The organism is Salmonella sp. NW1250 (assembly GCF_051812965.1).
GTDB classification, from domain to species: domain Bacteria; phylum Pseudomonadota; class Gammaproteobacteria; order Enterobacterales; family Enterobacteriaceae; genus Salmonella; species Salmonella enterica.
This window is the reverse complement of record NZ_JAMNDD010000013.1, coordinates 111,848-137,766: the sequence shown is the minus strand read 5'-3', so window position 1 is coordinate 137,766 and position 25,919 is coordinate 111,848. Positions and strand designations below refer to the sequence as shown.

Below are 25,919 nucleotides of genomic sequence, written 5' to 3'. Positions count from 1 at the left end.
ATTACCAGGAATGAATGTCGCTGGCCGTATCCGTCATATAACGGACACCGCTAATGGTCGGCAGCAACTGATTGATCAGACGGTTCCAGCGAGCAACCGGCGCGGTCGTGACGTACACCACATCGTAAGGCTGAAGTCGGAATTCCGTCGCCATCACCAATGACGTGGCGTCAGACATATCAAGCTGGTAGATATTGGCGATCTTGCCGCCGCGTCCCCCCTCGCCTTTCAACGGACGAATCACAAAAATGCCGCTGGCGTTGGAGGTGGTCAGATCGATGCCTTCCGCATTGCCTAATGCTTCGGTGAGCGTCATGCCGCTGAAATCCATTTTGAGGGTGCTCTGTTTTTTCACTTCGCCCATGACAAAGACTTTCAGATCGTCATTGCGCGGCACATACAGAATGTCGCCAGGGTAGAGCAAGCGGTTCTGGCTAAGATCGCCATTTTGCATCAGCGCCTGTAGCGAAATGCGCTGTTCTTTGCCGTTGTGCGTCAACACGACGTTGCGCCAGTCCGCCATATCGGTCAGGCCGCCCGCAGCGTTAATCGCATCCAGGACGGTTAGCGGTACGTTAGTAATGGCCTGCTGACCGGATTTATTCACCTGGCCGGAGATATACGCTTTTTGCGAGCGGAAAGCGGCGATATTGACATCCACCTGTGGGTCCGCGATGTACTTCGCTAAACGCCCGGTAATATCGCTGCGAATCTCTGACAAAGTTTTACCGACGACGCTAACCTTGCCAATGTAGGGATAAAACATGGTGCCGTCCGGCTGTACCCAGTTGCCGGTATCGCTTGAGCTACGGTACTGGCCTGCTGGCGTGGTCAATTCCGGGTGATCCCAGACGGTGACATTCAGCACATCGCCAGGCCCGACGCGATACTGATAGCTGGCAATCTCCTGGTCCAGCGACATATTCGGTTGCGCGACATTGGGCCGCGGGCGTAATTGCTCAACCAGCCGTGGCGTCAGCGGATACACATTGACCATCCGGTCGAGATCAAAGTCAGCGTCTTGCTGTTTGATCACATCTTTCCCCATCGTAGACATATTGCTGCCCGGAAGTACTGTGCAACCACTTATCAAGCTGAGCGACGCCAATAATGGCATCAATTTCATTTTGGATTTCATCATTGATTATTTATCACTTTGGCAGAGTCATTATCCTGTGCAATTTAAATAGCGGCTTCGTCCGTGCACATTTACCTTGCAGTTAATGGCAGAGAAAATTAACTGGCATCATTCTGAAAAAAAATCAATTCATCCGCAGGCTATTGACAGAATAATAAAGGCTTATATTCAGGCTTTCAGGCACGCTACCGCCCCTGGCTTCTTAGCTACCAATACACTGATTATTCTAAATTTTCGCATTCCCCTCCGATTTCATCCTCGTTCAGATAAAAATCTTCAGCGAAATAAAAGTTACGTATTAATAGTTTTCTCGATGTCGTGACAGGATATTTAAGAGCGCTATCTTAATCCTGCAAGAATTGTTGCAGCTAACCTAATGACAGGCAAGGTAACAAACCCGCCATTCTATATTTTTAAGATTAATATTAAATGAATTAACAGATGATTTTAGGATTTTATTGATGTTGACAATATTTATTTACTCCACTCCACCTGCGATATTTCCTAAATATATTCTTGACATTATTTAGTTTCTGACAGAAACATTACGGCTATTTTAAAGTTATTTTATAGCCGCGTAACAAAGATAAATTGCTCTGCGGCATTGCATTTTTCCGCCGTATTATCCATGATCGAATTGTGACAATTGTCATATTACAGAAGGTATTGCTCTTACTATGGAATGGATTGCCGATCCGTCAATCTGGGCCGGACTGGTAACGTTAATCGTTATCGAACTTGTTCTCGGCATTGATAACCTGGTCTTTATTGCCATCCTCGCTGAAAAACTACCGCCGGGGCAGCGCGACCGCGCGCGCATTACCGGCCTGATACTGGCGATGATCATGCGCCTGCTGCTGCTGGCGTCAATCTCGTGGCTGGTCACCTTGACTAAGCCGCTCTTTAGCGTACAGGCGTTAAGCTTCAGCGCCCGCGATCTGATTATGCTGTTCGGCGGCTTCTTCCTGCTCTTTAAAGCCACCATGGAGCTCAACGAACGGCTGGAAGGGAAAGATAGCGCCAACCCTACCCAGCGTAAGGGGGCGAAATTCTGGGCGGTGGTCGCACAAATCGTGGTGCTGGACGCTATCTTTTCTCTCGACTCCGTGATTACCGCCGTGGGGATGGTCGATCACCTGGCGGTCATGATGGCGGCAGTGATAATCGCCATTAGCCTGATGCTGCTCGCCAGCAAGTCACTGACCCGATTTGTGAACAACCATCCCACCATTGTCATTTTGTGCCTTAGCTTCCTGCTAATGATCGGCTTTAGCCTGGTGGCGGAAGGGTTTGGTTTCCACATTCCGAAAGGGTATCTGTACGCGGCTATCGGCTTCTCGGTGATGATCGAGGCGCTCAACCAACTGGCTATTTTTAACCGCCGCCGTTTTCTTTCCGCTAACCATACGCTGCGCCAGCGCACAACGGAGGCCGTGATGCGGCTGATTAGCGGTAAGAAAGAGGATGCCGAACTGGATGCGGAAACCGCCGCGATGCTGGCAGACCATGACGACAGCCAGATTTTTAATCCGCAGGAGCGCAGGATGATTGAGCGGGTGCTGAATCTCAACCAGCGCACCGTAAGTAGCATCATGACGTCGCGTCACGATATCGAGCATATCGATCTCAACGCGCCGGAAGCGGAAATCCGCGCTCTGCTGGAAAAGAACCAGCATACGCGTCTGGTCGTGACGGGTGAAAATGAACAGGAAGATTTACTCGGCGTCGTCCACGTCATCGATCTGTTGCAACAATCGCTGCGCGGCGAACCGCTCAACCTGCGGGCGCTGATTCGCCAACCGCTGGTTTTCCCGGAAACATTGCCGCTGCTGCCTGCGCTGGAGCAGTTCCGTAACGCCAGAACCCATTTTGCCTTTGTCGTAGATGAGTTTGGCTCGGTTGAAGGCATTGTGACATTAAGCGATGTCATGGAGACTATCGCCGGTAATCTGCCGAATGAAGTCGAGGAAATTGACGCCCGCCACGATATTCAGAAGAACCCGGACGGTTCCTGGACAGCAAACGGCCATATGCCGCTGGAGGATTTGGTGCAGTACGTGCCGCTACCGCTGGATGAAAAACGGGAATACCATACGATTGCCGGATTATTGATGGAATATTTGCAGCGCATACCGCAAACCGGCGAAGAGGTTCAGGTGGGCGATTATTTGCTGAAAACATTGCAGGTAGAAAGCCATCGAGTGCAGAAAGTGCAGTTAATTCCGCTGCATAACGGCGAGCCAGACCCGGAGATGTAACGTCTGTTCGCCTGCCCCGGCCTGCTTACCAAGCAGGCCGGAGGCGCGTTAGCCTCGCCATCCGGCTCTGCCCTTTGGCCAAAAACTACAGCTTATTCAGCAGCTTCTTCACATCTTTACCGTTGCGGGTATCTTTATTGCGATCCGCCCAGTCGTTGAGCCGACGCTTCGCCTCATCCTGTAAATGCTTACGCAATAACTGATCCACTTGCAGGGTATAGTTCAGCTCCTGCCACTTGCCATAGACGCGCAGCGGCACCGGCGTCTCTTTCAGGAAGGTGATCAGGTTGCTATCGCCGTTCCAGCCGCCCAGCACACGCAGATTAAATTGCGTATCACAGCTCTGCTTAACCAGATCCAGCGTTCCGCTGCCGGTTAACGCCAGCATAGAAGATTGCCCGACCATGTCGTCGAGCGTCAGCGTGCCCTTATTTAGCGTCAGATCGGTCGTGAAGCGATCCAGTCGGGTCGCATTGTCCATATTTTCCTGCGACTGCTGCGCGTCGCCGCCGCTTCGCTCTACGGCCTGCTGCACCAGTTGCTGGAAATTCATTCCTTCAAGGCGCGTATTGCTCATGTCAACATGCGCTTTTCCTTTCCAGCTGTGGCGAAATGCCTCCGCGTCAATATCCGCCCCGGAGAAATCGCCAACCAGCGACATCTTACCGGTCAGGCTAATCGGATAATTGAAGGCTTTCAGGATAGTCCCAATCTCAACATGGTTGAGGCGAGGGTGGAACTCGATGCGCGGACTGGCGGTGCGGGCGTCCAGCGTGCCGGGCAGCGACATCTCTCCGTCGGCCAGTTTCCCCTGCAACTCGGTGATATCCAGCAATCCGGCCTGATTAGACATCTTCGTCGAAACCTGGGTAAAGTCCATTCCCCGCCAGCGAACTGAATCCGCCTGTAAAGCAATCTCCGCCGTAAAGCTTTGCAGTCCCTGATAAGGCGGCGCACCAACACGCGACGCGATAACTGGCCTGGTCAGGGGGAGCGTATTTTGCCCCTGCGACACCGCGCCGCCCGTCTGTGCCACGGTGCTATGATGCGGCAACAGGTTGTCCAGATTAAGCCTGCTGGACCGGAGGTCAATTTGCCATTCCGGCTGCTCCGCCAGCGTTACCTGAACATGCCCGGTCAGAGAACTGTCATTCGCCGTTAAATTTAAGTGGTTAAATGAAAGACGTTTTTGCGCCTCCTGCCACTGCGCCTGCAGTTGTCCCTGCCCCTCAATCCCCTGCGCCGGTAGATCCGCGCCCTGCAATTGCCAGCGCAGTTGCTCAATACCCGCGGTTAAATTATGCGGATAATCGGAAGCATCCACCGTTCCGCTGAACGATAAAGCAAGATCCCGCTGATCGCGGTTCACGCGTCCCGAAAAATCAAACGTGCCGCGATGCTCGGCATCTTGTTCCATATTCAGACGAATATCGCGCACCGTGACCTGATCATCATTTTCATGCTGGAAAACCAGCACGCTGTCGGCAACGCGCAGGCTACGAATATCAAACGACCAGCCGCGATCTTCCGCTACGTCCGGCAAGGTATTATCTTTCGGCGCGACCGGCGCATCATCACTGCGTACCGCTTCCGTTTGCGGCGTCAGTTGAATCACCCCGCCTTTCAGCATCACCTGCTTAACATGAAGCTGATGACTCAACAGCGGCCATAAAGCGACATCCAGGCGCATATTGTCAGCCCGCACCAGCGGTTCGCTGGCGCCTCGCGCCGTTAGCGTCATTCGCCCGGAAAGGATGCTGAGTTGCGGCCATACGTGCCAGCGCAGCGGCCCGTCCAGTTGCAACTGATATTCACTACGCGCGGCAACCTGCTGCACCATATAGGCGCGGAAATCATTCGGATTGACCAACAATACCAACGCAGAGAATCCGGCCACCAGCACGACCAGGAGAATCATCAGCGTCGTCAGAAATCGTCTCATGCTACCCTCAATGGACCGGCAGTATTGCGCCGAATGGCTCAGTCTTTATCAATCCGGCTGGCAACAGCGCCCTGCTGATCGCGATATTTGGCATCCTGACGGCGGTTATAAGGCCGCGCCGCCGGGCCGGACAGCGGCTCAAAGCTCAGCGCGCCGATGAGCATACCCGGACGCAACGCCAGCGGCAGCTTCCCGGAGTTGTAAAACTCAAGCACAATGCAGCCCGACCAGCCGGGATCGATACGGTGCGCCGTCACATGCACCATCAGTCCCAGACGCGCCAGCGAGGAACGACCATCCAGCCAGCCCACTAAATCCGGCGGCAGGGTAACGGATTCAAAGGTGACGGCCAGCGCCAACTCGCCCGGATGCAGATAAAATGCCTCGCCGTCCGGCAAAACGATTTCATCGCTCATCACGCGATCCAGCGCCGCGCTGACCTCATCTTTCGGCCCGCTCAGATCGATAAACGCCGCCGTATGGCCACGGAAGGTTCGAAATTTATTGCCAAGACGTACATCGACCGTCGCGCCGTTAATGCGCTCTACGGGAGGTCGCGGGGTGATAGACAAACGGCCTTCATCCAGCCAGGCTTCAATATCTCGGTCGCATAAACGCATGGCACTTTCTCCTTTCGCGCATCAAGCCCTTAAATCAAGCACATCAAGGGCTAACCAGGTTATCACTGAACGGTACACAATTCGCCAGATTTATTCAAAGAACTGGCTGATTTTCGCTTTCAGAATATCAATAGCGATGCGGTTTTTACCGCCGCGCGGCACGATAATATCCGCATATTGTTTGGAAGGCTCAATAAATTGCAGGAACATCGGACGCACCGTTTTCTGATATTGCGCCATCACCGAATCCATTGAGCGACCACGCTCGTTCACATCGCGTTTGATACGGCGCATCAAACAGATATCCAGCGGCGTATCGACAAAAATAGAGAAGTTCATCTCTTCACGCAAACGCGCGTCGGTCAGTAACAGAATACCTTCAAGAATAATCACTTTCTTCGGTTCTACGCGAACCGTTTCCTGCATACGGGTATGCTCAACATAACTGTATACCGGTAATTCAATCGCCGAACCGCGCTTGAGCGCCTGAAGATGCTGAAATAGCAGGCTGTGATCCATCGCATTCGGATGGTCATAGTTAGTTTTTACGCGTTCTTCCATCGACAGATGGCTTTGATCTTTGTAATAACTGTCTTCGGGAATAACGCCAATATGTTCGTCACCCACTTGTTCACGCAATTCGCGGTAAAGGGTACTGGCAATAAGACTCTTGCCGGAAGCCGATGCGCCAGCGATACCGATAATGACGCACTGATGAGACTGATCAGTCATAAATTTAGCGACCTGATTAACCTGGATGTAAGGAAGGGGGGCGCCGAAACGCCAAACGCGGCAATTATAGGGATTTCAGCAGCGCGATACCAGTCCGGCGCTATGCCACGGTAAATTTGTTGGCGGCGCATTCGACGTCGCGACGTAAAAGCGTTCAGTTTTAACGCGGGCAGCGGTTTTATCGACCCGTCTGGAGGAGGAATACGCCGGGAGCCACAATTTATATTCAGCCAGCGTATAAATCATTACGCGTTTATACTAGCATAATCACAGAGTAAACTGACGCGTCCGGTATTCCGCGACGTTACCGGCGATTCGGATAGAGTGGTAATGAGTAAACCATCCCAACATGTTTTCGTTACCGTCCCCCACCCGCTATTGCGTCTGGTCAGTTTAGGCCTGGTCGCGTTTGTCTTTACGCTCTTTTCGCTCGTATTATCGCGTGTCGGCACCCAACTCGCGCCGCTGTGGTTCCCCACCTCCATTATGATGGTCGCGTTTTACCGCCATGCGGGCCGTCTGTGGCCAGGGATCGCGGTCGCCTGCTCGCTCGGCAGCATCGGCGCCTCACTGACTTTATTTCCTGCCGCCTCGCTTAACTTTAGCTGGACGGCAATAAATATTATCGAGGCGGCCACTGGCGCGATACTGCTGCGAAAACTGCTCCCCAGCTACAACCCCTTACAAAATTTGAATGACTGGTTTCGTCTGGCTATCGGCAGCGCCGTGATTCCGCCGCTACTCGGCGGCCTGTTATTTTGGCTAATAGCGCCGGAAGCGGTCGCCTCGAAAGCGTTTCTGATTTGGGTATTATCGGAAGCCATCGGCGCGCTGACGCTGGTGCCGTTAGGTTTACTGTTTAAACCACACTATCTGTTGCGTCATCGCGACCCGCATCTGTTGCTGGAAACGCTATTGACGCTGGTCATTACGCTGGCGCTAAGCTGGCTCGCTATGCGCTATATTCCGTGGCCGTTTACGTGCGTTATCGTCCTGTTGATGTGGAGTGCGGTGCGCCTGCCGCGAATGGAGGCGTTTTTAATTTTTTTAGCTACCGTTATCGTGGTCTCGCTCATGCTGGCCAATGACCCCACGCTGCTCGCCACGCCGAAAACCGACGTGATGGTCAATATGCCGTGGCTGCCTTTTTTAATGATCCTGCTGCCTGCCAATATGATGACGATGGTGATGTACGCGTTTCGCACGGAGCGTAAACATATCACCGAGAGCGAATCCCGCTTTCGCAACGCGATGGAGTATTCCGCCATTGGTATGGCGCTGGTCGGTACGGAGGGTCAGTGGCTACAGGTCAATAAATCTCTGAGCCATTTTCTTGGCTATAGCCAGGATGAATTACGCACGATGACATTTCAGCAATTGACCTGGCCGGAAGACCTGAATAACGACCTTGAACAGCTAAACATGCTGGTGCGCGGCGACATCAACAGCTATTCCATGGAAAAACGCTACTACACCCGCAACGGCGATGTCGTCTGGGCGCTGCTGGCCGTCTCGCTGGTTCGTCATAAAGACAATCAACCTCTCTATTTTATTGCTCAGATTGAAGATATTAACGATCTCAAGCAAAGCGAGCAGGAAAACCAGCGGTTGATGGAGCGAATTACACAGGCGAACGAGGCGCTGTTTCAGGAAAAAGAACGGTTGCACATCACGCTTGACTCTATCGGAGAAGCGGTGGTGTGTATTGATGTCGCGATGAATATCACCTTTATGAACCCGATCGCCGAGAAGATGAGCGGCTGGCGGCAAGAGGATGCTTTAGGCGCGCCATTATTAACGGTTCTGCGCATTACGTCAGGTAATAAGGGGCCGCTGCTGGAGGATATTTATCGCGCCGACAGGTCGCGATCGGACATGGAACAGGAGATAGTGCTCCATTGTCATAACGGCGGCAGCTACGATATTCATTATAGTATCACGCCGCTCAGTACGCTTGATGGCGATAAGATTGGTTCGGTTCTGGTTATCCAGGACGTTACCGAATCACGAAAAATGTTACGCCAGCTCAGCTACAGCGCAACGCATGACGCCCTAACCCATCTTGCCAACCGCGCCAGTTTTGAAAAACAGCTTCAACAGCGCCTGCAAACAATACAGGAATCGCCTCAACATCATGCGCTGGTGTTTATCGATCTGGACCGTTTTAAAGCGGTTAACGACAGCGCGGGGCATGCCGCCGGCGATGCCTTATTGCGCGAACTCGCGTCACTGATGCTCAGTATGCTTCGATCCGGCGATCTTCTGGCCCGTCTGGGTGGCGATGAGTTTGGCCTGTTGCTGCCGGATTGTAATAGTGACAGCGCGCGCTTTATCGTGACGCGGCTTATCAACGCCGTTAATGAGTATCACTTTATGTGGGAAGGACGCCTGCATCGGATCGGCGCCAGCGCCGGGATCACAATGATAAATGAACATAACTGCCAGCTCACAGAGGTCGTGTCTCAGGCCGATATTGCCTGCTACGCCGCGAAAAATAGCGGTCGAGGCCGTCTGACCGTGTACGAACCGCAGCACGCATTAACCTCCTCAAAGGGAATGATGCCGCTGGAAGAACAGTGGCATATGATTAAAAATAACCACCTGCTGATGCTTGCCAGAAACGTCGCGCCGCCGCGTACGCCGGAGTCCACCAGCTTTTGGCTGGTCTCACTCAGGCTGTGGACCAGCGAAGGGGAAGTGATGGAAGAGCGCGCGTTCCGGGCAGGGTTAGCCGACTCCGCGCTGCATCACGCGCTTGACCGACGGGTATTCCATGAGTTTTTCCGCCATGCGGCGACCGCCGTCGCCAGCAAGGGATTAAGCGTTGCGCTGCCGCTGTCCGCTGCGGGATTATACAGCGCGACCCTTATTGATGAGCTGCTGGAACAACTGGAGCATAGTCCACTGCCGCCACGGTTATTACACCTGATTATCCCGGCTGACGTTATCGTTAAGCAGGCGCAGACCACCGCTGCGACTCTGCGAAAACTGCGGCAACGCGGCTGCCAGGTGATTCTCAGCCATGTCGGGCGCGATTTACAGCTGTTTAATTTACTGCCCCCGCATATCGTCGATTATTTACTGCTGGATAGCGACCTTATCGCCAACATTCATGAAAGTTTAATGGATGAAATGCTGACCTCGATCATCCAGGGACACGCCCAGCATCTGGACATCAAAACGCTCGCCGGGCCGGTACAAAACCCACAGGTGCTGGATACGCTCTCCCGTATTGGCGTGGATCTGATTTATGGCGACACTATCGCCGAAGCGCAACCGCTGGATTTATTACTGAATACCAGCTATTTCGCTATCCATTGACGGTTGCCAGCCGTGGGTATACCAGATATGCAGTAGCGCGTAGGAACGCCACGGTTTCCAGCGCTCCGCGTAGCGACGGATCTGCGCGGCCGTCATCCCGGCGAAGCGCTGCTTAATTAAGTAATCATCGGGTAAAAAGATATCTTTTGCCTGCCAACCGCGCAGGGCGAAATAGTTCGCCGTCCAGCGGCCAATTCCCGGAAACGTTTGTAAATTTTTAACGCTCTGCTCAATATCCGGCGGCGCGGCGAGCGCCAGTTTTCCCGCCAGTGTCGCCTGCGCCAGATGAATCAGCGCTTCGGCGCGCCGCAGCGGCATCCCCAGAGCTTTAAGCGCCAGCGGATCGGCCAACGCCAGCGTTTCCGGACCGGGAAAACAGACATAATCGGGCGCATCCGGCAACGCCTCGCCATAGCGGCGCGCCACTTTCGCCGTCAACCTTGCCGCCATCGCGACACTCACCAGTTGCCCCAGTATCGCCCGCACGCCTTGTTCAAACGTATCAACCGATCCCGGTAAACGCAGCCCCGGTCTGTCCTCGCCCAGTGGCCCCAGCACGGCGGCAACCTGCGCGGGCTGGCAGTCAAGATCAAACAGACGCGAAACCTTCGCCAGACACGCCGGCGCGACGGGAAGTAATCCGGCGCTCACGCTAACCTGCACAGTGTGGGTGGGCTGATGGGGTCTCACGCTGACCAGTCCGCGATGCTCGCCCACCACCAGGCTGCGCGCATAAAAGCCCTCGCCTACCGTTTCCACGCCGTCCACCGCACGCGCGGCAAGAAAGCCCAACATCCACGACCAGTCGTAAGGCGGCTGCCAGCTCAGGGTAAACATACTTTTCTCCTTTATTTGACCTTTCAGCATAAACGCTAATCGCACGTAACGCCTTGCTTTCATATTCCAGTTGTCGCCGCGACGACATTTCGCTAAAGTCACGCCCCTTCTTCACTGGCATGGGGATTTTAAGGTGTTTATAGGATTTGATTACGGTACGGCAAACTGCTCGGTTGCCATTATGCGCGACGGGCATCCACAGTTGCTGACAATGGAGAATAACAGCGCATTACTGCCGTCTATGCTGTGCGCGCCGACGCGCGAAGCGGTGAGCGAGTGGCTGTATCGCCATCATGATGTGCCGGCAACGGACGAAGAAACCCAGGCGCTGCTACGCCGCGCGATACGCTACAACCGCGAGGAAGATATTGAGGTTGGCGCGCAAAGCGTACAGTTTGGTCTGGCGTCGCTGGCGCACTATATTGACGATCCCCAGGAGGTCTGGTTTGTCAAATCGCCGAAATCCTTTTTAGGCGCCAGCGGCCTGAAACCGCAGCAGGTCGCGCTGTTTGAAGATTTGGTCTGCGCCATGATGGTACATATTCGTCATACGGCGCACAGCCAATTGCCGGAGGCCATTACCCAGGCGGTGATCGGTCGCCCGATCAACTTTCAGGGACTCGGTGGCGATGACGCGAACCGCCAGGCGCAGGGTATTCTGGAGCGGGCGGCAAAACGCGCCGGTTTTCAGGAGGTGGTATTCCAGTATGAACCGGTTGCGGCGGGCCTGGACTACGAGGCTACGCTGCGGGAAGAGAAGCGTGTGCTGGTCGTGGATATTGGCGGCGGCACCACCGACTGCTCCATGCTGCTGATGGGGCCGCAGTGGCGTCAGCGCGCCGATCGTGAAAACAGCCTGTTGGGGCACAGCGGTTGCCGCGTGGGCGGAAACGATCTGGATATCGCGCTGGCCTTTAAAAATCTGATGCCTTTGCTGGGCATGGGCGGCGAAACCGAAAAAGGCATCGCCCTGCCGGTGCTGCCGTGGTGGAACGCCGTGGCGATTAACGACGTCCCGGCGCAAAGCGATTTTTACAGTAGCGCGAATGGTCGTCTGTTGAACGATTTGGTTCGCAACGCGCGTGAAGCAGACAAGGTCGCGTTGCTGCTCAAGGTCTGGCGCCAGCGACTTAGTTACCGCCTGGTACGCTGCGCGGAAGAGAGCAAAATCGCCCTTTCCGGCCAGGCGGATGTTACGGCGAGGCTGCCATTTATCAGCGACGACCTGGCGGTCGCTATCAGCCAGCAAGGACTGGAAGCGGCGCTGGATCAACCGCTGGCGCGTATTCTGGAACAGGTGCAACTGGCGCTGGACAGCGCGCAGGAAAAACCGGATGTCATCTATCTGACCGGCGGCAGCGCCCGTTCGCCATTGATTAAAAAAGCGCTTTCCGAACAGTTACCGGGCATACCCGTCGCTGGCGGCGATGATTTCGGCTCCGTCACCGCAGGACTGGCGCGCTGGGCGGAGGTCGTTTTCCGCTAAGCGCCTCGCAAGCCCAGCGCTGATGGATTGACATTATTCTTGATGTGGCTTAACGTCAGGAGTGAGGGTAAGGGAGGATTCCTCCTCCCCCTGGTGTCTTAGTAAGCTGGTAGGCTAATCACTAAGAGTATCACCAGTATGATGACTACCTTCATCATAACCCTTTCCTTATTTTGGCCCCTTCCTCGGGAGGGGCTTTCCCGTTTCAGCGTCCTGCTGAAATCGGTGGCTTACCTTTATTGCCGTGCCGCCACTTTACCGCACTCCGGCGCGTTAACGATTTTCACCGATGAGAGTTGCGTAGCGCCTCGCAAAGCGGGTCGCCATTCAGAATAATCCCGACCGTGTTCCATAATTCCTCCATTTTTCTCCCTTCCCTGCTGACTACAATAGAGGGAGCAACATTCCGCAAAACGTTTCAGGATGAGAAACTTATACCGATGAAAGGCAGTAATACTTTCCGCTGGGCAATAGCGATTGGGGTTGTAGTAGCCGCCGCATTATGGTTCTGGCATAGCCGTAGCGAAAGCCCGACCGCCGCGCCGGGCGTCGCCGCGCAAGCGCCGCATACCGCCGCCGCAGGTCGCCGCGGTATGCGCGACGGCCCTCTGGCGCCGGTACAGGCCGCGACCGCGACCACGCAAGCCGTACCGCGCTATCTGAGCGGGCTGGGTACCGTGACCGCAGCGAATACCGTTACGGTGCGTAGCCGCGTGGACGGTCAACTCATCGCCCTGCACTTTCAGGAAGGTCAGCAGGTCAACGCAGGCGATCTGCTGGCGCAAATCGATCCCAGCCAGTTTAAGGTCGCCCTGGCACAGGCTCAGGGACAGTTGGCGAAAGATAACGCTACGCTGGCGAATGCGCGTCGTGATTTGGCGCGCTATCAGCAACTGGCAAAAACCAATCTGGTTTCCCGTCAGGAACTGGATGCGCAACAGGCGCTGGTCAACGAAACCCAGGGAACCATTAAAGCGGATGAAGCCAATGTCGCCAGCGCGCAGTTACAGCTCGACTGGAGTCGTATCACGGCCCCGGTCTCGGGACGCGTGGGTCTGAAACAGGTGGATGTCGGCAACCAGATTTCCAGCAGCGATACCGCCGGTATTGTCGTCATTACGCAAACGCACCCGATTGATCTCATTTTTACTCTGCCGGAAAGCGATATCGCGACCGTAGTTCAGGCACAGAAAGCGGGGAAAGCGCTGGTCGTAGAAGCCTGGGATCGGACTAACTCGCACAAATTGAGCGAAGGTGTGTTGCTCAGTCTGGACAACCAGATTGATCCCACGACGGGAACGATCAAAATTAAAGCGCGCTTTACCAATCAGGACGATACGCTGTTCCCCAATCAATTTGTGAACGCCCGGATGCTGGTCGATACCGAACAAAATGCCGTTGTGGTGCCTGCCGCGGCGGTGCAAATGGGCAATGAGGGCCACTTTGTGTGGGTGCTGAACGACGAAAATAACGTCAGCAAGAAGCGGGTAAAAATCGGTATTCAGGATAACCAAAACGTGGTGATCAGCGCAGGCTTGTCGGCAGGCGATCGCGTCGTTACCGATGGTATTGATCGGCTGACGGAAGGCGCAAAAGTCGAGGTCGTTGAGCCGCAAACCACCATGGCGGATGAAAAATCCCCTTCCCGCCATGAAGGTCAAAAAGGAGCGCGCGCCTGATGCAGGTATTACCTCCGGGCAGCACGGGCGGCCCTTCGCGTCTGTTTATTCTGCGCCCCGTGGCCACCACTCTGCTGATGGCGGCGATTTTACTCGCCGGGATTATCGGCTATCGCTTCCTGCCCGTCGCCGCTTTGCCGGAGGTCGACTACCCCACTATTCAGGTTGTTACGCTCTACCCTGGCGCCAGCCCGGATGTCATGACCTCCGCCGTCACCGCGCCGCTTGAGCGCCAGTTCGGCCAGATGTCAGGACTGAAGCAGATGTCGTCGCAAAGCTCCGGCGGCGCGTCGGTGGTAACGCTACAGTTTCAGTTGACGCTGCCGCTGGACGTTGCCGAGCAGGAAGTACAGGCGGCGATTAACGCAGCCACCAATTTATTGCCTTCCGACCTGCCGAATCCGCCGATTTATAGCAAAGTCAATCCGGCGGACCCGCCGATTATGACGCTTGCCGTCACCTCAAACGCGATGCCGATGACCCAGGTAGAGGACATGGTAGAAACCCGCGTGGCGCAGAAGATCTCGCAGGTCTCCGGCGTCGGACTGGTGACGCTTGCCGGCGGGCAGCGCCCTGCGGTACGCGTAAAACTGAATGCTCAGGCTGTCGCCGCGCTCGGTCTGACCAGCGAAACGGTCCGTACCGCAATTACCGGCGCCAACGTCAACTCGGCGAAAGGCAGTCTGGATGGCCCCGAACGGGCGGTGACGCTTTCTGCTAACGATCAGATGCAGTCTGCCGACGAATACCGCAGGCTTATCATCGCGTATCAAAACGGCGCGCCGGTACGGCTGGGCGATGTCGCCACCGTCGAACAGGGGGCGGAAAATAGCTGGCTCGGCGCATGGGCGAATCAAGCGCCGGCTATCGTGATGAACGTTCAACGCCAGCCTGGCGCCAATATCATTGCGACAGCGGACAGCATTCGCCAGATGCTGCCCCAGCTTACCGAAAGCCTGCCGAAATCGGTGAAGGTCACGGTCCTGTCCGATCGCACCACCAATATTCGCGCTTCCGTGCGCGATACCCAGTTTGAACTGATGCTGGCGATCGCGCTGGTCGTCATGATTATCTATCTGTTTTTACGTAATATTCCCGCCACAATTATTCCCGGCGTCGCCGTACCGCTGTCGCTTATCGGCACCTTTGCGGTGATGGTGTTTTTGGATTTTTCCATTAATAACCTGACGCTGATGGCGCTCACTATCGCCACGGGTTTCGTGGTGGACGATGCGATTGTGGTGATCGAGAACATCTCGCGCTACATCGAAAAAGGAGAAAAACCGCTGGCGGCGGCGCTCAAAGGCGCGGGCGAAATCGGCTTTACCATTATTTCCCTCACCTTTTCACTGATTGCGGTGCTGATCCCGTTGCTCTTTATGGGCGATATTGTTGGTCGACTGTTCCGCGAATTTGCGGTGACGTTGGCGGTAGCGATTTTAATCTCCGCCGTCGTCTCTTTGACGCTCACGCCCATGATGTGCGCGCGTATGCTCAGCCAGCAATCTCTGCGTAAACAAAACCGCTTTTCCCGCGCCTGCGAGCGGATGTTTGACCGCGTGATCGCCAGCTACGGACGCGGATTAGCGAAAGTGCTCAACCATCCGTGGCTTACATTGAGCGTGGCATTCGCCACGCTCCTGCTCAGCGTTATGCTGTGGATAGTCATCCCGAAAGGGTTCTTTCCGGTACAGGATAACGGCATTATCCAGGGGACGCTGCAGGCGCCGCAATCGTCATCGTATGCCAGTATGGCGCAACGTCAGCGCCAGGTGGCGGAGCGGATATTACAGGACCCGGCGGTGCAAAGCCTGACGACTTTTGTTGGCGTAGACGGCGCTAACCCCACGCTCAATAGCGCGCGCCTGCAAATTAACCTCAAGCCGCTGGATGCGCGTGATGACCGCGTGCAGCAGGTGATCTCCCGGCTGCAAACCGCCGTGGCGACGATTCCCGGCGTGGCGCTGTATCTCCAGCCGACGCAGGATTTAACCATCGACACGCAGGTCAGCCGCACGCAGTATCAGTTTACCCTGCAGGCCACGACGCTCGATGCGCTCAGCCACTGGGTGCCAAAACTGCAGAACGCGCTACAGTCGTTACCACAGCTCTCTGAGGTAAGCAGCGACTGGCAAGATCGAGGATTAGCGGCCTGGGTGAATGTCGACCGCGACAGCGCCAGCCGTCTGGGTATCAGCATGGCGGATGTGGATAACGCGCTCTACAACGCGTTCGGACAACGCCTGATTTCAACGATTTATACCCAGGCGAACCAGTACCGCGTCGTGCTGGAACATAATACCGCCAGCACACCGGGCCTGGCGGCGCTGGAGACGATTCGCCTGACGAGCCGCGACGGCGGCACCGTACCGCTCAGCGCGATTGCCCGCATTGAGCAGCGCTTCGCTCCGCTCTCCATCAATCATTTAGATCAGTTCCCGGTCACGACATTTTCGTTTAACGTGCCGGAGGGCTATTCGCTCGGCGATGCGGTGCAGGCGATTCTCGATACGGAAAAAACGCTCGCCCTGCCAGCGGATATTACAACGCAGTTTCAGGGCAGTACGCTCGCCTTCCAGGCGGCGCTGGGCAGCACCGTCTGGCTTATTGTCGCCGCCGTGGTGGCGATGTATATCGTGCTCGGCGTGCTGTATGAGAGTTTTATCCATCCGATCACGATTCTCTCAACGCTGCCTACGGCGGGCGTCGGTGCGCTGCTGGCGCTGATCATCGCTGGTAGCGAGCTCGATATTATCGCCATTATCGGCATTATTTTGCTGATCGGCATCGTGAAGAAAAACGCCATCATGATGATTGACTTCGCCCTCGCCGCCGAACGCGAACAGGGGATGAGCCCGCGCGACGCTATCTTCCAGGCCTGTCTGCTGCGTTTTCGACCGATTCTGATGACCACGCTGGCGGCGTTGCTCGGGGCATTGCCATTAATGTTGAGTACCGGCGTTGGCGCGGAATTACGTCGCCCGTTGGGGATCGCGATGGTGGGCGGCCTACTGGTCAGCCAGGTATTAACTCTGTTTACCACACCGGTGATTTATCTCCTGTTTGACCGCCTGTCGCTGTACGTGAAAAGTCGCTTTCCGCGCCATAAAGAGGAGGCGTAGATGCGCTTTTTCGCCCTTTTCATCTACCGCCCGGTCGCCACCATTTTGATTGCCGCCGCCATTACGCTGTGCGGCATTCTGGGCTTTCGTCTGCTGCCGGTCGCCCCGCTGCCGCAGGTCGATTTCCCGGTGATTATGGTTAGCGCCTCGCTACCGGGCGCCTCGCCGGAAACCATGGCTTCGTCGGTGGCGACGCCGTTGGAACGTTCTTTGGGACGCATTGCAGGCGTCAATGAAATGACTTCCAGCAGCTCGCTCGGCAGTACGCGCATTATTCTCGAATTTAATTTCGATCGTGATATTAACGGCGCGGCGCGCGACGTGCAGGCCGCCATTAACGCCGCGCAAAGCTTGTTGCCAGGCGGAATGCCCAGCCGCCCGACTTATCGCAAGGCCAACCCGTCCGACGCGCCGATTATGATTTTAACGCTCACCTCGGAGAGCTGGTCACAGGGCAAACTGTATGATTTCGCCTCTACCCAACTGGCGCAAACCATCGCGCAAATTGACGGCGTCGGCGATGTTGACGTCGGCGGCAGCTCCCTGCCCGCAGTACGTGTAGGCTTAAACCCGCAGGCGCTCTTTAACCAGGGCGTCTCGCTGGATGAGGTCCGCGAAGCGATCGACAGCGCCAACGTACGCCGACCGCAAGGCGCAATTGAAGATAGCGTCCACCGCTGGCAAATCCAGACCAACGACGAACTGAAAACCGCCGCCGAATACCAGCCGCTGATTATTCACTATAACAACGGCGCGGCGGTACGCCTGGGCGACGTCGCCAACGTCACCGACTCGGTGCAGGATGTCCGTAACGCCGGGATGACGAACGCTAAACCCGCTATTTTGTTGATGATCCGCAAGCTGCCGGAGGCCAATATTATTCAGACGGTCGACGGCATCCGGGCAAAACTGCCGGAACTGCGGGCAATGATCCCCGCCGCTATCGATTTACAAATCGCCCAGGATCGTTCGCCGACGATTCGCGCGTCGCTGCAAGAGGTAGAAGAGACGCTGGCTATCTCTGTCGCGCTGGTGATCCTGGTGGTGTTTTTATTCCTGCGTTCCGGGCGCGCCACGCTAATCCCCGCCGTCGCCGTTCCCGTTTCGCTCATCGGCACCTTCGCCGCCATGTATCTGTGCGGCTTCAGCCTCAACAATCTGTCGCTGATGGCGCTGACTATCGCGACCGGATTTGTCGTTGATGATGCCATTGTGGTACTGGAAAATATCGCCCGCCATCTGGAGGCGGGAATGAAACCTTTGCAGGCGGCATTACAGGGTACGCGGGAAGTCGGGTTTACGGTCATCTCCATGAGTCTGTCGCTGGTGGCGGTATTTCTGCCGCTGCTGTTAATGGGCGGTCTGCCAGGGCGATTATTACGGGAATTCGCCGTTACCCTCTCGGTGGCGATTGGCATTTCGCTGGTGGTCTCGCTCACGCTGACGCCGATGATGTGCGGCTGGATGCTTAAATCAAGCAAACCGCGCACCCAACCGCGTAAACGGGGCGTTGGCCGTCTGCTGGTAGCTTTGCAACAGGGTTACGGCACGTCGTTAAAATGGGTGCTTAACCATACGCGTCTTGTCGGTGTGGTTTTTCTTGGCACCGTTGCGCTGAACATCTGGCTTTATATCGCCATCCCTAAAACATTCTTTCCGGAGCAGGATACCGGCGTGTTGATGGGCGGTATTCAGGCTGACCAGAGCATCTCTTTCCAGGCCATGCGCGGCAAGCTACAGGATTTTATGAAAATTATTCGCGACGATCCGGCGGTGAATAATGTCACTGGTTTTACCGGCGGCTCGCGGGTGAATAGCGGCATGATGTTTATTACGCTGAAGCCGCGCGGCGAACGCAAAGAGACGGCGCAGCAAATCATTGATCGACTGCGGGTCAAACTGGCAAAAGAACCCGGCGCCAGGCTGTTTCTGATGGCGGTACAGGATATTCGCGTCGGCGGGCGGCAGGCTAACGCCAGTTATCAATACACATTGCTGTCTGACTCTCTGGCGGCGCTGCGCGAATGGGAGCCGAAAATACGCAAAGCGCTCTCGGCCCTGCCGCAACTGGCGGACGTAAACTCCGATCAGCAGGATAACGGCGCGGAGATGAACCTTATCTACGACCGCGACACCATGTCACGGCTGGGTATTGATGTTCAGGCCGCAAACAGTCTGTTAAATAATGCTTTCGGCCAGCGGCAAATTTCCACCATTTATCAGCCGATGAACCAGTATAAAGTGGTGATGGAAGTCGATCCGCGCTATAGCCAGGATATCAGCGCGCTGGAGAAAATGTTCGTTATCAACCGTGACGGAAAAGCGATCCCCCTCTCTTATTTCGCCCAATGGCGGCCCGCCAATGCGCCGCTGTCGGTGAACCATCAGGGACTTTCCGCGGCGTCCACGATTGCCTTTAACCTGCCGACCGGCACATCGTTATCGCAGGCGACGGAGGCCATTAATCGCACCATGACGCAGCTTGGCGTCCCCCCGACGGTACGCGGCAGTTTTTCCGGAACGGCGCAAGTCTTCCAGCAGACCATGAATTCACAGCTTGTTTTGATAGTGGCGGCGATCGCTACCGTCTACATTGTGCTGGGGATACTGTACGAAAGCTACGTCCATCCGCTGACCATTCTCTCTACTCTGCCATCGGCAGGCGTTGGGGCGCTTCTGGCGCTGGAGCTCTTCAATGCCCCTTTCAGCCTAATCGCCCTGATAGGGATCATGCTATTAATTGGCATTGTGAAGAAAAACGCCATTATGATGGTCGATTTTGCGCTTGAAGCGCAACGAAGCGGCGGCCTGACGCCGGAACAAGCCATTTTCCAGGCCTGCTTGTTACGCTTCCGTCCAATAATGATGACCACGCTGGCGGCGCTGTTCGGCGCACTGCCATTGGTGTTATCTGGCGGAGACGGTTCGGAATTACGGCAGCCGTTGGGGATAACCATTGTCGGCGGTTTGGTCATGAGCCAGCTCCTGACGCTCTATACCACGCCGGTGGTGTACCTCTTTTTCGACCGTCTGCGGCTGCGTTTTTCGCGTAAAAATAGCAAACCGGTAGTAGAGATATGACAGAACTTCCTGACAACACCCGCTGGCAACTCTGGATTGTGGCATTCGGCTTTTTTATGCAGTCGCTGGATACCACCATCGTCAACACTGCGCTGCCCTCCATGGCGAAAAGCCTGGGGGAAAGCCCGCTGCATATGCACATGGTAGTGGTGTCATATGTTCTTACCGTCGCCGTGATGCTCCCCGCCAGCGGCTGGCTGGCAGATAAAATCGGCGTGCGTAATATCTTCTTTGCCGCCATTGTGCTGTTCACGCTGGGTTCGCTGTTTTGCGCCCTTTCCGGCACGCTTAATCAACTGGTATTAGCGCGGGTTTTACAAGGCGTAGGCGGCGCGATGATGGTGCCGGTCGGACGCCTGACGGTCATGAAAATCGTGCCGCGCGCGCAATATATGGCGGCGATGACCTTCGTCACCCTACCGGGACAGATCGGGCCGTTACTCGGCCCCGCGCTGGGCGGGGTGCTGGTGGAATATGCTTCATGGCACTGGATCTTTCTGATCAATATCCCGGTGGGAATTGTCGGCGCTATGGCAACCTTTATGCTGATGCCAAACTACACCATAGAGACCCGGCGCTTTGATCTGCCGGGGTTCCTGCTGTTAGCTATCGGCATGGCGGTACTCACCCTAGCGCTGGACGGTAGTAAAAGCATGGGGATCTCGCCCTGGACATTAGCCGGACTTGCTGCGGGCGGCGCGGCAGCCATTCTGCTCTATCTCTTCCATGCTAAAAAAAACTCAGGCGCGTTATTCAGCCTGCGATTGTTCCGCACGCCCACGTTTTCACTGGGGTTGCTGGGCAGTTTTGCCGGGCGTATCGGCAGCGGTATGCTGCCGTTTATGACGCCGGTCTTTTTGCAAATTGGTCTTGGTTTTTCACCGTTTCATGCCGGTTTGATGATGATCCCCATGGTGTTGGGCAGCATGGGAATGAAGCGGATTGTGGTGCAGATAGTTAACCGTTTTGGCTATCGTCGGGTTCTGGTGGCGACCACGCTCGGACTGGCATTGGTTAGCCTGTTGTTTATGTCGGTCGCGCTGCTCGGCTGGTATTATCTCCTGCCGCTGGTACTACTTTTGCAGGGAATGGTGAACTCGGCGCGCTTTTCTTCCATGAATACCTTAACGCTAAAAGACCTTCCCGATACGCTGGCCAGCAGCGGCAATAGCTTATTATCGATGATTATGCAGCTCTCGATGAGTATCGGCGTCACTATTGCCGGAATGCTGCTGGGTATGTTTGGCCAACAGCATATCGGGATAGACAGTAGCGCCACACATCACGTCTTTATGTACACCTGGTTATGTATGGCGGTTATTATCGCGCTACCGGCGATAATTTTTGCCCGCGTGCCGAACGATACACAGCAAAACATGGTCATTTCACGGCGTAAAAGGAGCCTGTAATGAAAGTCTGGCGGCCCGGAATCACCGGCAAGCTGTTTCTGGCGATTTTCGCCACCTGCATCGTGCTGCTGATCAGTATGCATTGGGCCGTGCGCGTCAGTTTTGAACGCGGATTTATTGACTATATCAAACACGGCAACGAGCAGCGGCTACAAATGCTGGGCGATGCGCTGGGCGACCAGTACCAGCAACACGGTAACTGGCGTTTTTTACGCAACAACGATCGCTTCGTTTTCCAGATTTTGCGTTCATTTGAGCATGACAACGACCGCGATAAACCCGGCCCCGGTATGCCGCCGCACGGTTGGCGCACCCAATTCTGGGTCGTCGATCAAAATGGCCGGGTGCTGGTCGGCCCACGCGGTCCGGTGCCGCATGACGGTACTCGCCGCCCCATTCTGGTCAATGGCGTCGAAGTCGGCGCGATTATCGCCTCGCCTGTCGAGCGGCTGACGCGCAATACGGATATTAATTTTGATATGCAGCAGCGGCGCGCCAGTTGGATGATCGTGGCGTTATCAACCTTGCTGGCCGCGCTGGCGACATTTTTGCTGGCGCGTGGCCTGCTCGCCCCGGTCAAACGGTTGGTCGAGGGTACGCACAGACTGGCGGCGGGGGATTTTACCACGCGCGTGACCCCAACCAGCGCTGATGAACTGGGAAAACTGGCGCAGGACTTTAACCAGCTTGCCAGCACGCTGGAAAAAAACCAGCAGATGCGCCGCGACTTTATGGCGGATATTTCCCACGAACTGCGCACGCCGCTGGCGGTATTGCGCGGCGAACTGGAAGCCATTCAGGATGGCGTTCGCCAGTTCACGCCAGAATCGGTTACCTCGCTACAGGCGGAAGTCGGTACGCTTACCAAACTGGTTGACGACCTGCATCAGCTGTCGTTGTCTGACGAAGGCGCGCTGGCTTACCAAAAAACGACCGTCGATCTTGTCCCCCTGTTGGAAGTCGCTGGCGGCGCGTTCAGAGAGCGCTTTACCAGCCGGGGGCTAACGCTACATTACGCGTTGCCGGATAGCATGACCGTCTTCGGCGACCCGGATCGCCTGATGCAACTGTTTAATAATCTGCTGGAAAACAGTTTGCGCTACACCGACAGCGGCGGCGGCCTGCATATTTCCGCCGAACAACGCGACAAATCATTATTCCTGACCTTTGCCGATTCTGCACCGGGCGTCAGCGATGAACAGTTACAAAAGCTTTTTGACCGTTTTTACCGCACGGAAGTGTCCCGTAACCGCGCCAGCGGCGGTTCTGGACTGGGGCTGGCGATATGCGTCAATATTGTACACGCGCATAACGGCCATCTTCACGCCGCTCATTCGCCTTTTGGCGGGGTTAGCATTACAGTAGAGTTACCGCTGGATCGCGATTTACAGAGAGAAGTATGACTGAATTACCCATTGATGAAAACACGCCGCGCATTTTGATTGTTGAAGATGAACCGAAGCTGGGACAGCTGCTTATTGACTACTTACGCGCGGCGAGTTACGCCCCCACGCTCATCAATCATGGCGACAAGGTACTGCCGTATGTGCGTCAAACGCCGCCGGATCTGATCCTGCTGGATCTGATGCTGCCGGGTACCGATGGTCTGACGCTATGCCGGGAGATTCGCCGTTTTTCCGACATCCCCATTGTGATGGTCACGGCCAAAATCGAAGAGATCGACCGGCTGCTTGGGCTGGAAATCGGCGCCGATGATTATATCTGTAAGCCTTACAGCCCACGCGAAGTCGTGGCCCGCGTGAAAACCATTTTGCGCCGCTGTAAACCGCAGCGCGAACTCCAGCAGCAGGATGCCGAAAGCCCGTTAATGATTGATGAAAGCCGCTTTCAGGCCTCCTGGTGTGGTAAAGCGCTGGATTTAACCCCCGCTGAATTCCGCCTGCTAAAAACCTTATCGCTTGAACCGGGTAAAGTTTTTTCCCGCGAGCAGTTGTTAAACCACCTCTACGACGACTACCGTGTGGTGACCGATCGTACTATCGACAGCCACATTAAAAACCTGCGCCGCAAGCTGGAATCGCTGGATGCCGAACAGTCATTTATCCGCGCGGTCTACGGGGTGGGATATCGCTGGGAAGCGGATGCGTGTCGCCTGGTATAATGATTATTAGCATAACAATAACAAGGTCGTAAGACGATATTTTCCGCCAACGCTATTCTGGCGGAATTAACACACAGTCCTCTTTCCTTTGGCCGAGCGGTATCCCGAAAACCACGACGAACGCGATCGGGGACAATAAATTATTTGGCCGCTCTTTTTAGTTTACCGATATACTGTGAGTAGTTTTTTAAACTTATTGCGCATTAATTCATTAAGTGAATCTAAAAATACATAAACATAACACCAGCTTAATTATACATGGATTTTTATGACAGAAACGTCATCTCACCGCTATAAACCACGCAATATAATAAATGCGCCAAATGTAAAATCGTCTATTTTTTCCCGGAGCCAACAACGCGGCGACAGCGAAAATATCCAGCGCTGGTTAAGCAACCATTTTTATCGTTGGATCATTGGTGACTTTCCTCATGTTTACCCTGTGCGCTCCGTCGCCGATTATGCCGTTTATTTTAGCGCGGATGCAGAAATCCCCGCCTGGCTGGCGCCAAAACTGGGTGGCGATGAGCGCTTTTACTACCTTAACGTTCAGCACCCGCAACTCGTGGCAATGGAAAGAGATTTAGTGGAATTTCTTTCGCGGCTGGAAACTAAACTACAGCGCATCAACTGCTTTACCGTGCTGGCAATGCGCGAAGCGGAGCATCAAAAAATGCAGCGCCTGCGTGAACAAGGTTGGTATCCCTCCAACAGCGAGGCGCTAAAACCGGTGATGGCGGTGAATAACGGTGTGCTGGTTGAGCTTGATGCAACAAACCCCGGCCTGCGCAGTGAGATGGCGTATGAATCCTGGCATATGCAACACTGCGTCGGAGATTTTGATAATAAAGGCGCGCTTTCCGGCGGCTACGGCGATTACTACGCCCGGCAAATTGAACAACAGAAACTTCGCCTGTTCAGCCTGCGCGACGGCAATAATATTCCCCATGTCACAATAAGCCTGGTGGTTGGTAATAACGGCCTGAGTATTGATCAGATTAAAGGTAAGCAAAATCGCCATCCTATTAAGAAATATGCTAACGATGTTTTATCTCTGTTACGCCATCTGCAACCACTTCCTGAGCGCCACGCTGATTGCGAAGGGATGGGAATAGTTTATGAATCGACGCCGGAATATTCAGGTTGGAAATTTATTACTCATATTCATGACCTCAATTTTCTGCTCAATGTGCTGCATGACAATTTTCATTTAATGGAACACTTCCCTACGCCTCCGGTGGCTTTACAGTGGCTGCTGCTGCACAGCGCCCCGGAGGCGCTACGCTACCTTCAGGTTGTTGATCCTAACGTGGCGACGGCTGCGGAAATGCTGTTTCCACGACATGAATGGCACCCTACGCTTGCCGGGAAAAACACCAGTAGCGAACCTTTCGAAATTGAAAGCCTGACGCTACAAACCACGCGCTATCTTTCTGCAACCAGGGAGGAGCGCTAATGTTCTGGATTGTTCTTATTATTGCCGCCCTATTTTTTAGCTGGCGCAACTACAAAAAAAACAAACCGCTGATTGCGGCTCGTATCGCCGAGGAGAAAGAAAAAGATCGCCTGAAGGATCTGCGTCGCGATACCCGACGGCGGCAATGGGCGCTGGCGCTAGCTGATATCCTCGTCCGGCGCAACGGGCTACCGATCAAAGGCGTTGAGCTGGTCTTCAAACTTGACGATGACAAACGCCGCTATCTGGCGCAGCAGGTAAAAAAAGAGCTGGGCTTGAGCGAAAACCTCGACGGCGCGGCGTTACGCCACAAGGTCGAGGATATCTTACGCCGCTGGCCTGCGGGCATCGGCAGCTCGCCGCGCACGTTTTATCATCATCTGGCGGCCCAGGGCCAGGTCCGCGACGCGCTGGCCTTCGACTGTATGCGCACCGCCTTCCTGACCCGCTGTATCGCCGGGCTCGGCTGGTGCGACGTAAATCAGGCCTGGCTGGTGTTATTACTTAACGCCCAGCGCGCTCAGGACTGTTTTGATTCCTGGGAGGATTACGCCACCGCCTACGTTCGCGCCCGCCGGGTATGGCTCACGCTACGTGACACGCCAACAACGCTTGCCGGACGGGATTTACAGGAAGCCACCCATTATTTGCAAGACCCTGTCAGCCGCTGGCGACAACTGCCGTGGAATGAATTCAAAATTTTCGAGCCGATTTAA

17 protein-coding genes are annotated in these 25,919 nt (G+C 55.1%); 11 read left to right on the top strand and 6 right to left on the bottom strand.

The features are described from left to right. Position 1 precedes the first annotated feature (1 nt). Positions 2-1,141, bottom strand: a complete 1,140-nt coding sequence (locus NBA72_RS20040) for a polysaccharide export protein (protein ID WP_000978077.1) — start codon at positions 1,139-1,141, stop codon at positions 2-4. A 674-nt stretch (positions 1,142-1,815) separates the two neighbouring features. Between NBA72_RS20040 and NBA72_RS20035 the strand changes: the two genes are divergently transcribed. Next, positions 1,816-3,396: a TerC family protein gene (locus NBA72_RS20035; RefSeq protein ID WP_000454712.1), complete on the top strand. Its 1,581-nt coding sequence runs from the start codon at positions 1,816-1,818 to the stop codon at positions 3,394-3,396. A gap of 85 nt (positions 3,397-3,481) precedes the next feature. Here NBA72_RS20035 and asmA read toward each other — a convergent pair whose 3' ends face one another. From asmA to udk, 3 genes are all read right to left on the bottom strand, one after another. Beyond that, positions 3,482-5,338 (bottom strand): outer membrane assembly protein AsmA, encoded by a 1,857-nt coding sequence (gene asmA / locus NBA72_RS20030; RefSeq protein ID WP_023216954.1) that lies wholly within the window; start codon positions 5,336-5,338, stop codon positions 3,482-3,484. Positions 5,339-5,376: 38 nt separating this feature from the next. After that, a complete protein-coding gene (gene dcd / locus NBA72_RS20025; protein WP_001234783.1) occupies positions 5,377-5,958 on the bottom strand; it encodes a dCTP deaminase in 582 nt (193 codons plus the stop codon). Between the two features lie 90 nt (positions 5,959-6,048). Beyond that, on the bottom strand, positions 6,049-6,690 hold the full coding sequence (gene udk / locus NBA72_RS20020; protein ID WP_000132082.1) for a uridine kinase: 642 nt from the start codon (positions 6,688-6,690) through the stop codon (positions 6,049-6,051). A gap of 330 nt (positions 6,691-7,020) precedes the next feature. On the opposite strand from udk, the gene NBA72_RS20015 reads away from it, so the two are divergent. Then, positions 7,021-10,011, top strand: a complete 2,991-nt coding sequence (locus NBA72_RS20015) for an MASE1 domain-containing protein (protein WP_042949031.1) — start codon at positions 7,021-7,023, stop codon at positions 10,009-10,011. Here the strand turns inward: NBA72_RS20015 and alkA are convergent. Beyond that, positions 9,979-10,848 carry a DNA-3-methyladenine glycosylase 2 gene (gene alkA, locus NBA72_RS20010; RefSeq protein WP_042949030.1) on the bottom strand — a complete coding sequence of 290 codons (870 nt, stop codon included), beginning with the start codon at positions 10,846-10,848 and terminating at the stop codon, positions 9,979-9,981. The two genes, NBA72_RS20015 and alkA, sit on opposite strands and share 33 nt — an antisense overlap. A gap of 133 nt (positions 10,849-10,981) precedes the next feature. Here alkA and yegD point away from each other — a divergent pair, with 133 nt between their 5' ends. Beyond that, positions 10,982-12,334, top strand: a complete 1,353-nt coding sequence (gene yegD / locus NBA72_RS20005) for a molecular chaperone (RefSeq protein ID WP_000469628.1) — start codon at positions 10,982-10,984, stop codon at positions 12,332-12,334. A gap of 98 nt (positions 12,335-12,432) precedes the next feature. Here the strand turns inward: yegD and NBA72_RS20000 are convergent, their stop codons facing one another. Further along, complete coding sequence (locus NBA72_RS20000; RefSeq protein WP_105887528.1) at positions 12,433-12,492, bottom strand: type I toxin-antitoxin system Ibs family toxin; 60 nt, start codon at positions 12,490-12,492, stop codon at positions 12,433-12,435. Positions 12,493-12,774: 282 nt separating this feature from the next. Between NBA72_RS20000 and mdtA the strand changes: the two genes are divergently transcribed. The 8 genes from mdtA (at position 12,775) to NBA72_RS19960 (ending at position 25,919) form a co-directional block, all read left to right on the top strand. Continuing rightward, positions 12,775-14,013: a multidrug efflux RND transporter subunit MdtA gene (mdtA, locus tag NBA72_RS19995; protein ID WP_042949029.1), complete on the top strand. Its 1,239-nt coding sequence runs from the start codon at positions 12,775-12,777 to the stop codon at positions 14,011-14,013. Further along, positions 14,013-17,135, top strand: coding sequence for a multidrug efflux RND transporter permease subunit MdtB (mdtB, locus tag NBA72_RS19990; RefSeq protein WP_001197797.1), 3,123 nt, complete (start codon positions 14,013-14,015; stop codon positions 17,133-17,135). The genes mdtA and mdtB overlap by 1 nt, the downstream gene beginning before the upstream one ends. Further along, positions 17,136-20,216, top strand: coding sequence for a multidrug efflux RND transporter permease subunit MdtC (mdtC, locus tag NBA72_RS19985; protein WP_042949028.1), 3,081 nt, complete (start codon positions 17,136-17,138; stop codon positions 20,214-20,216). Further along, positions 20,213-21,625, top strand: coding sequence for an MFS transporter (locus NBA72_RS19980; protein WP_000137818.1), 1,413 nt, complete (start codon positions 20,213-20,215; stop codon positions 21,623-21,625). Before mdtC ends, NBA72_RS19980 begins: the two co-directional genes overlap by 4 nt. Continuing rightward, positions 21,625-23,028 (top strand): two-component system sensor histidine kinase BaeS, encoded by a 1,404-nt coding sequence (baeS, locus tag NBA72_RS19975; protein WP_000870081.1) that lies wholly within the window; start codon positions 21,625-21,627, stop codon positions 23,026-23,028. Before NBA72_RS19980 ends, baeS begins: the two co-directional genes overlap by 1 nt. Beyond that, a complete protein-coding gene (gene baeR / locus NBA72_RS19970) occupies positions 23,025-23,747 on the top strand; it encodes a two-component system response regulator BaeR (protein WP_000137854.1) in 723 nt (240 codons plus the stop codon). Before baeS ends, baeR begins: the two co-directional genes overlap by 4 nt. 268 nt (positions 23,748-24,015) lie before the next feature. Then, entirely contained in the window at positions 24,016-25,203 is a 1,188-nt protein-coding gene (locus NBA72_RS19965) for a PcfJ domain-containing protein (RefSeq protein ID WP_042949027.1), read from the top strand. Continuing rightward, on the top strand, positions 25,203-25,919 hold the full coding sequence (locus NBA72_RS19960) for a DUF1266 domain-containing protein (RefSeq protein WP_042949026.1): 717 nt from the start codon (positions 25,203-25,205) through the stop codon (positions 25,917-25,919). The genes NBA72_RS19965 and NBA72_RS19960 overlap by 1 nt, the downstream gene beginning before the upstream one ends.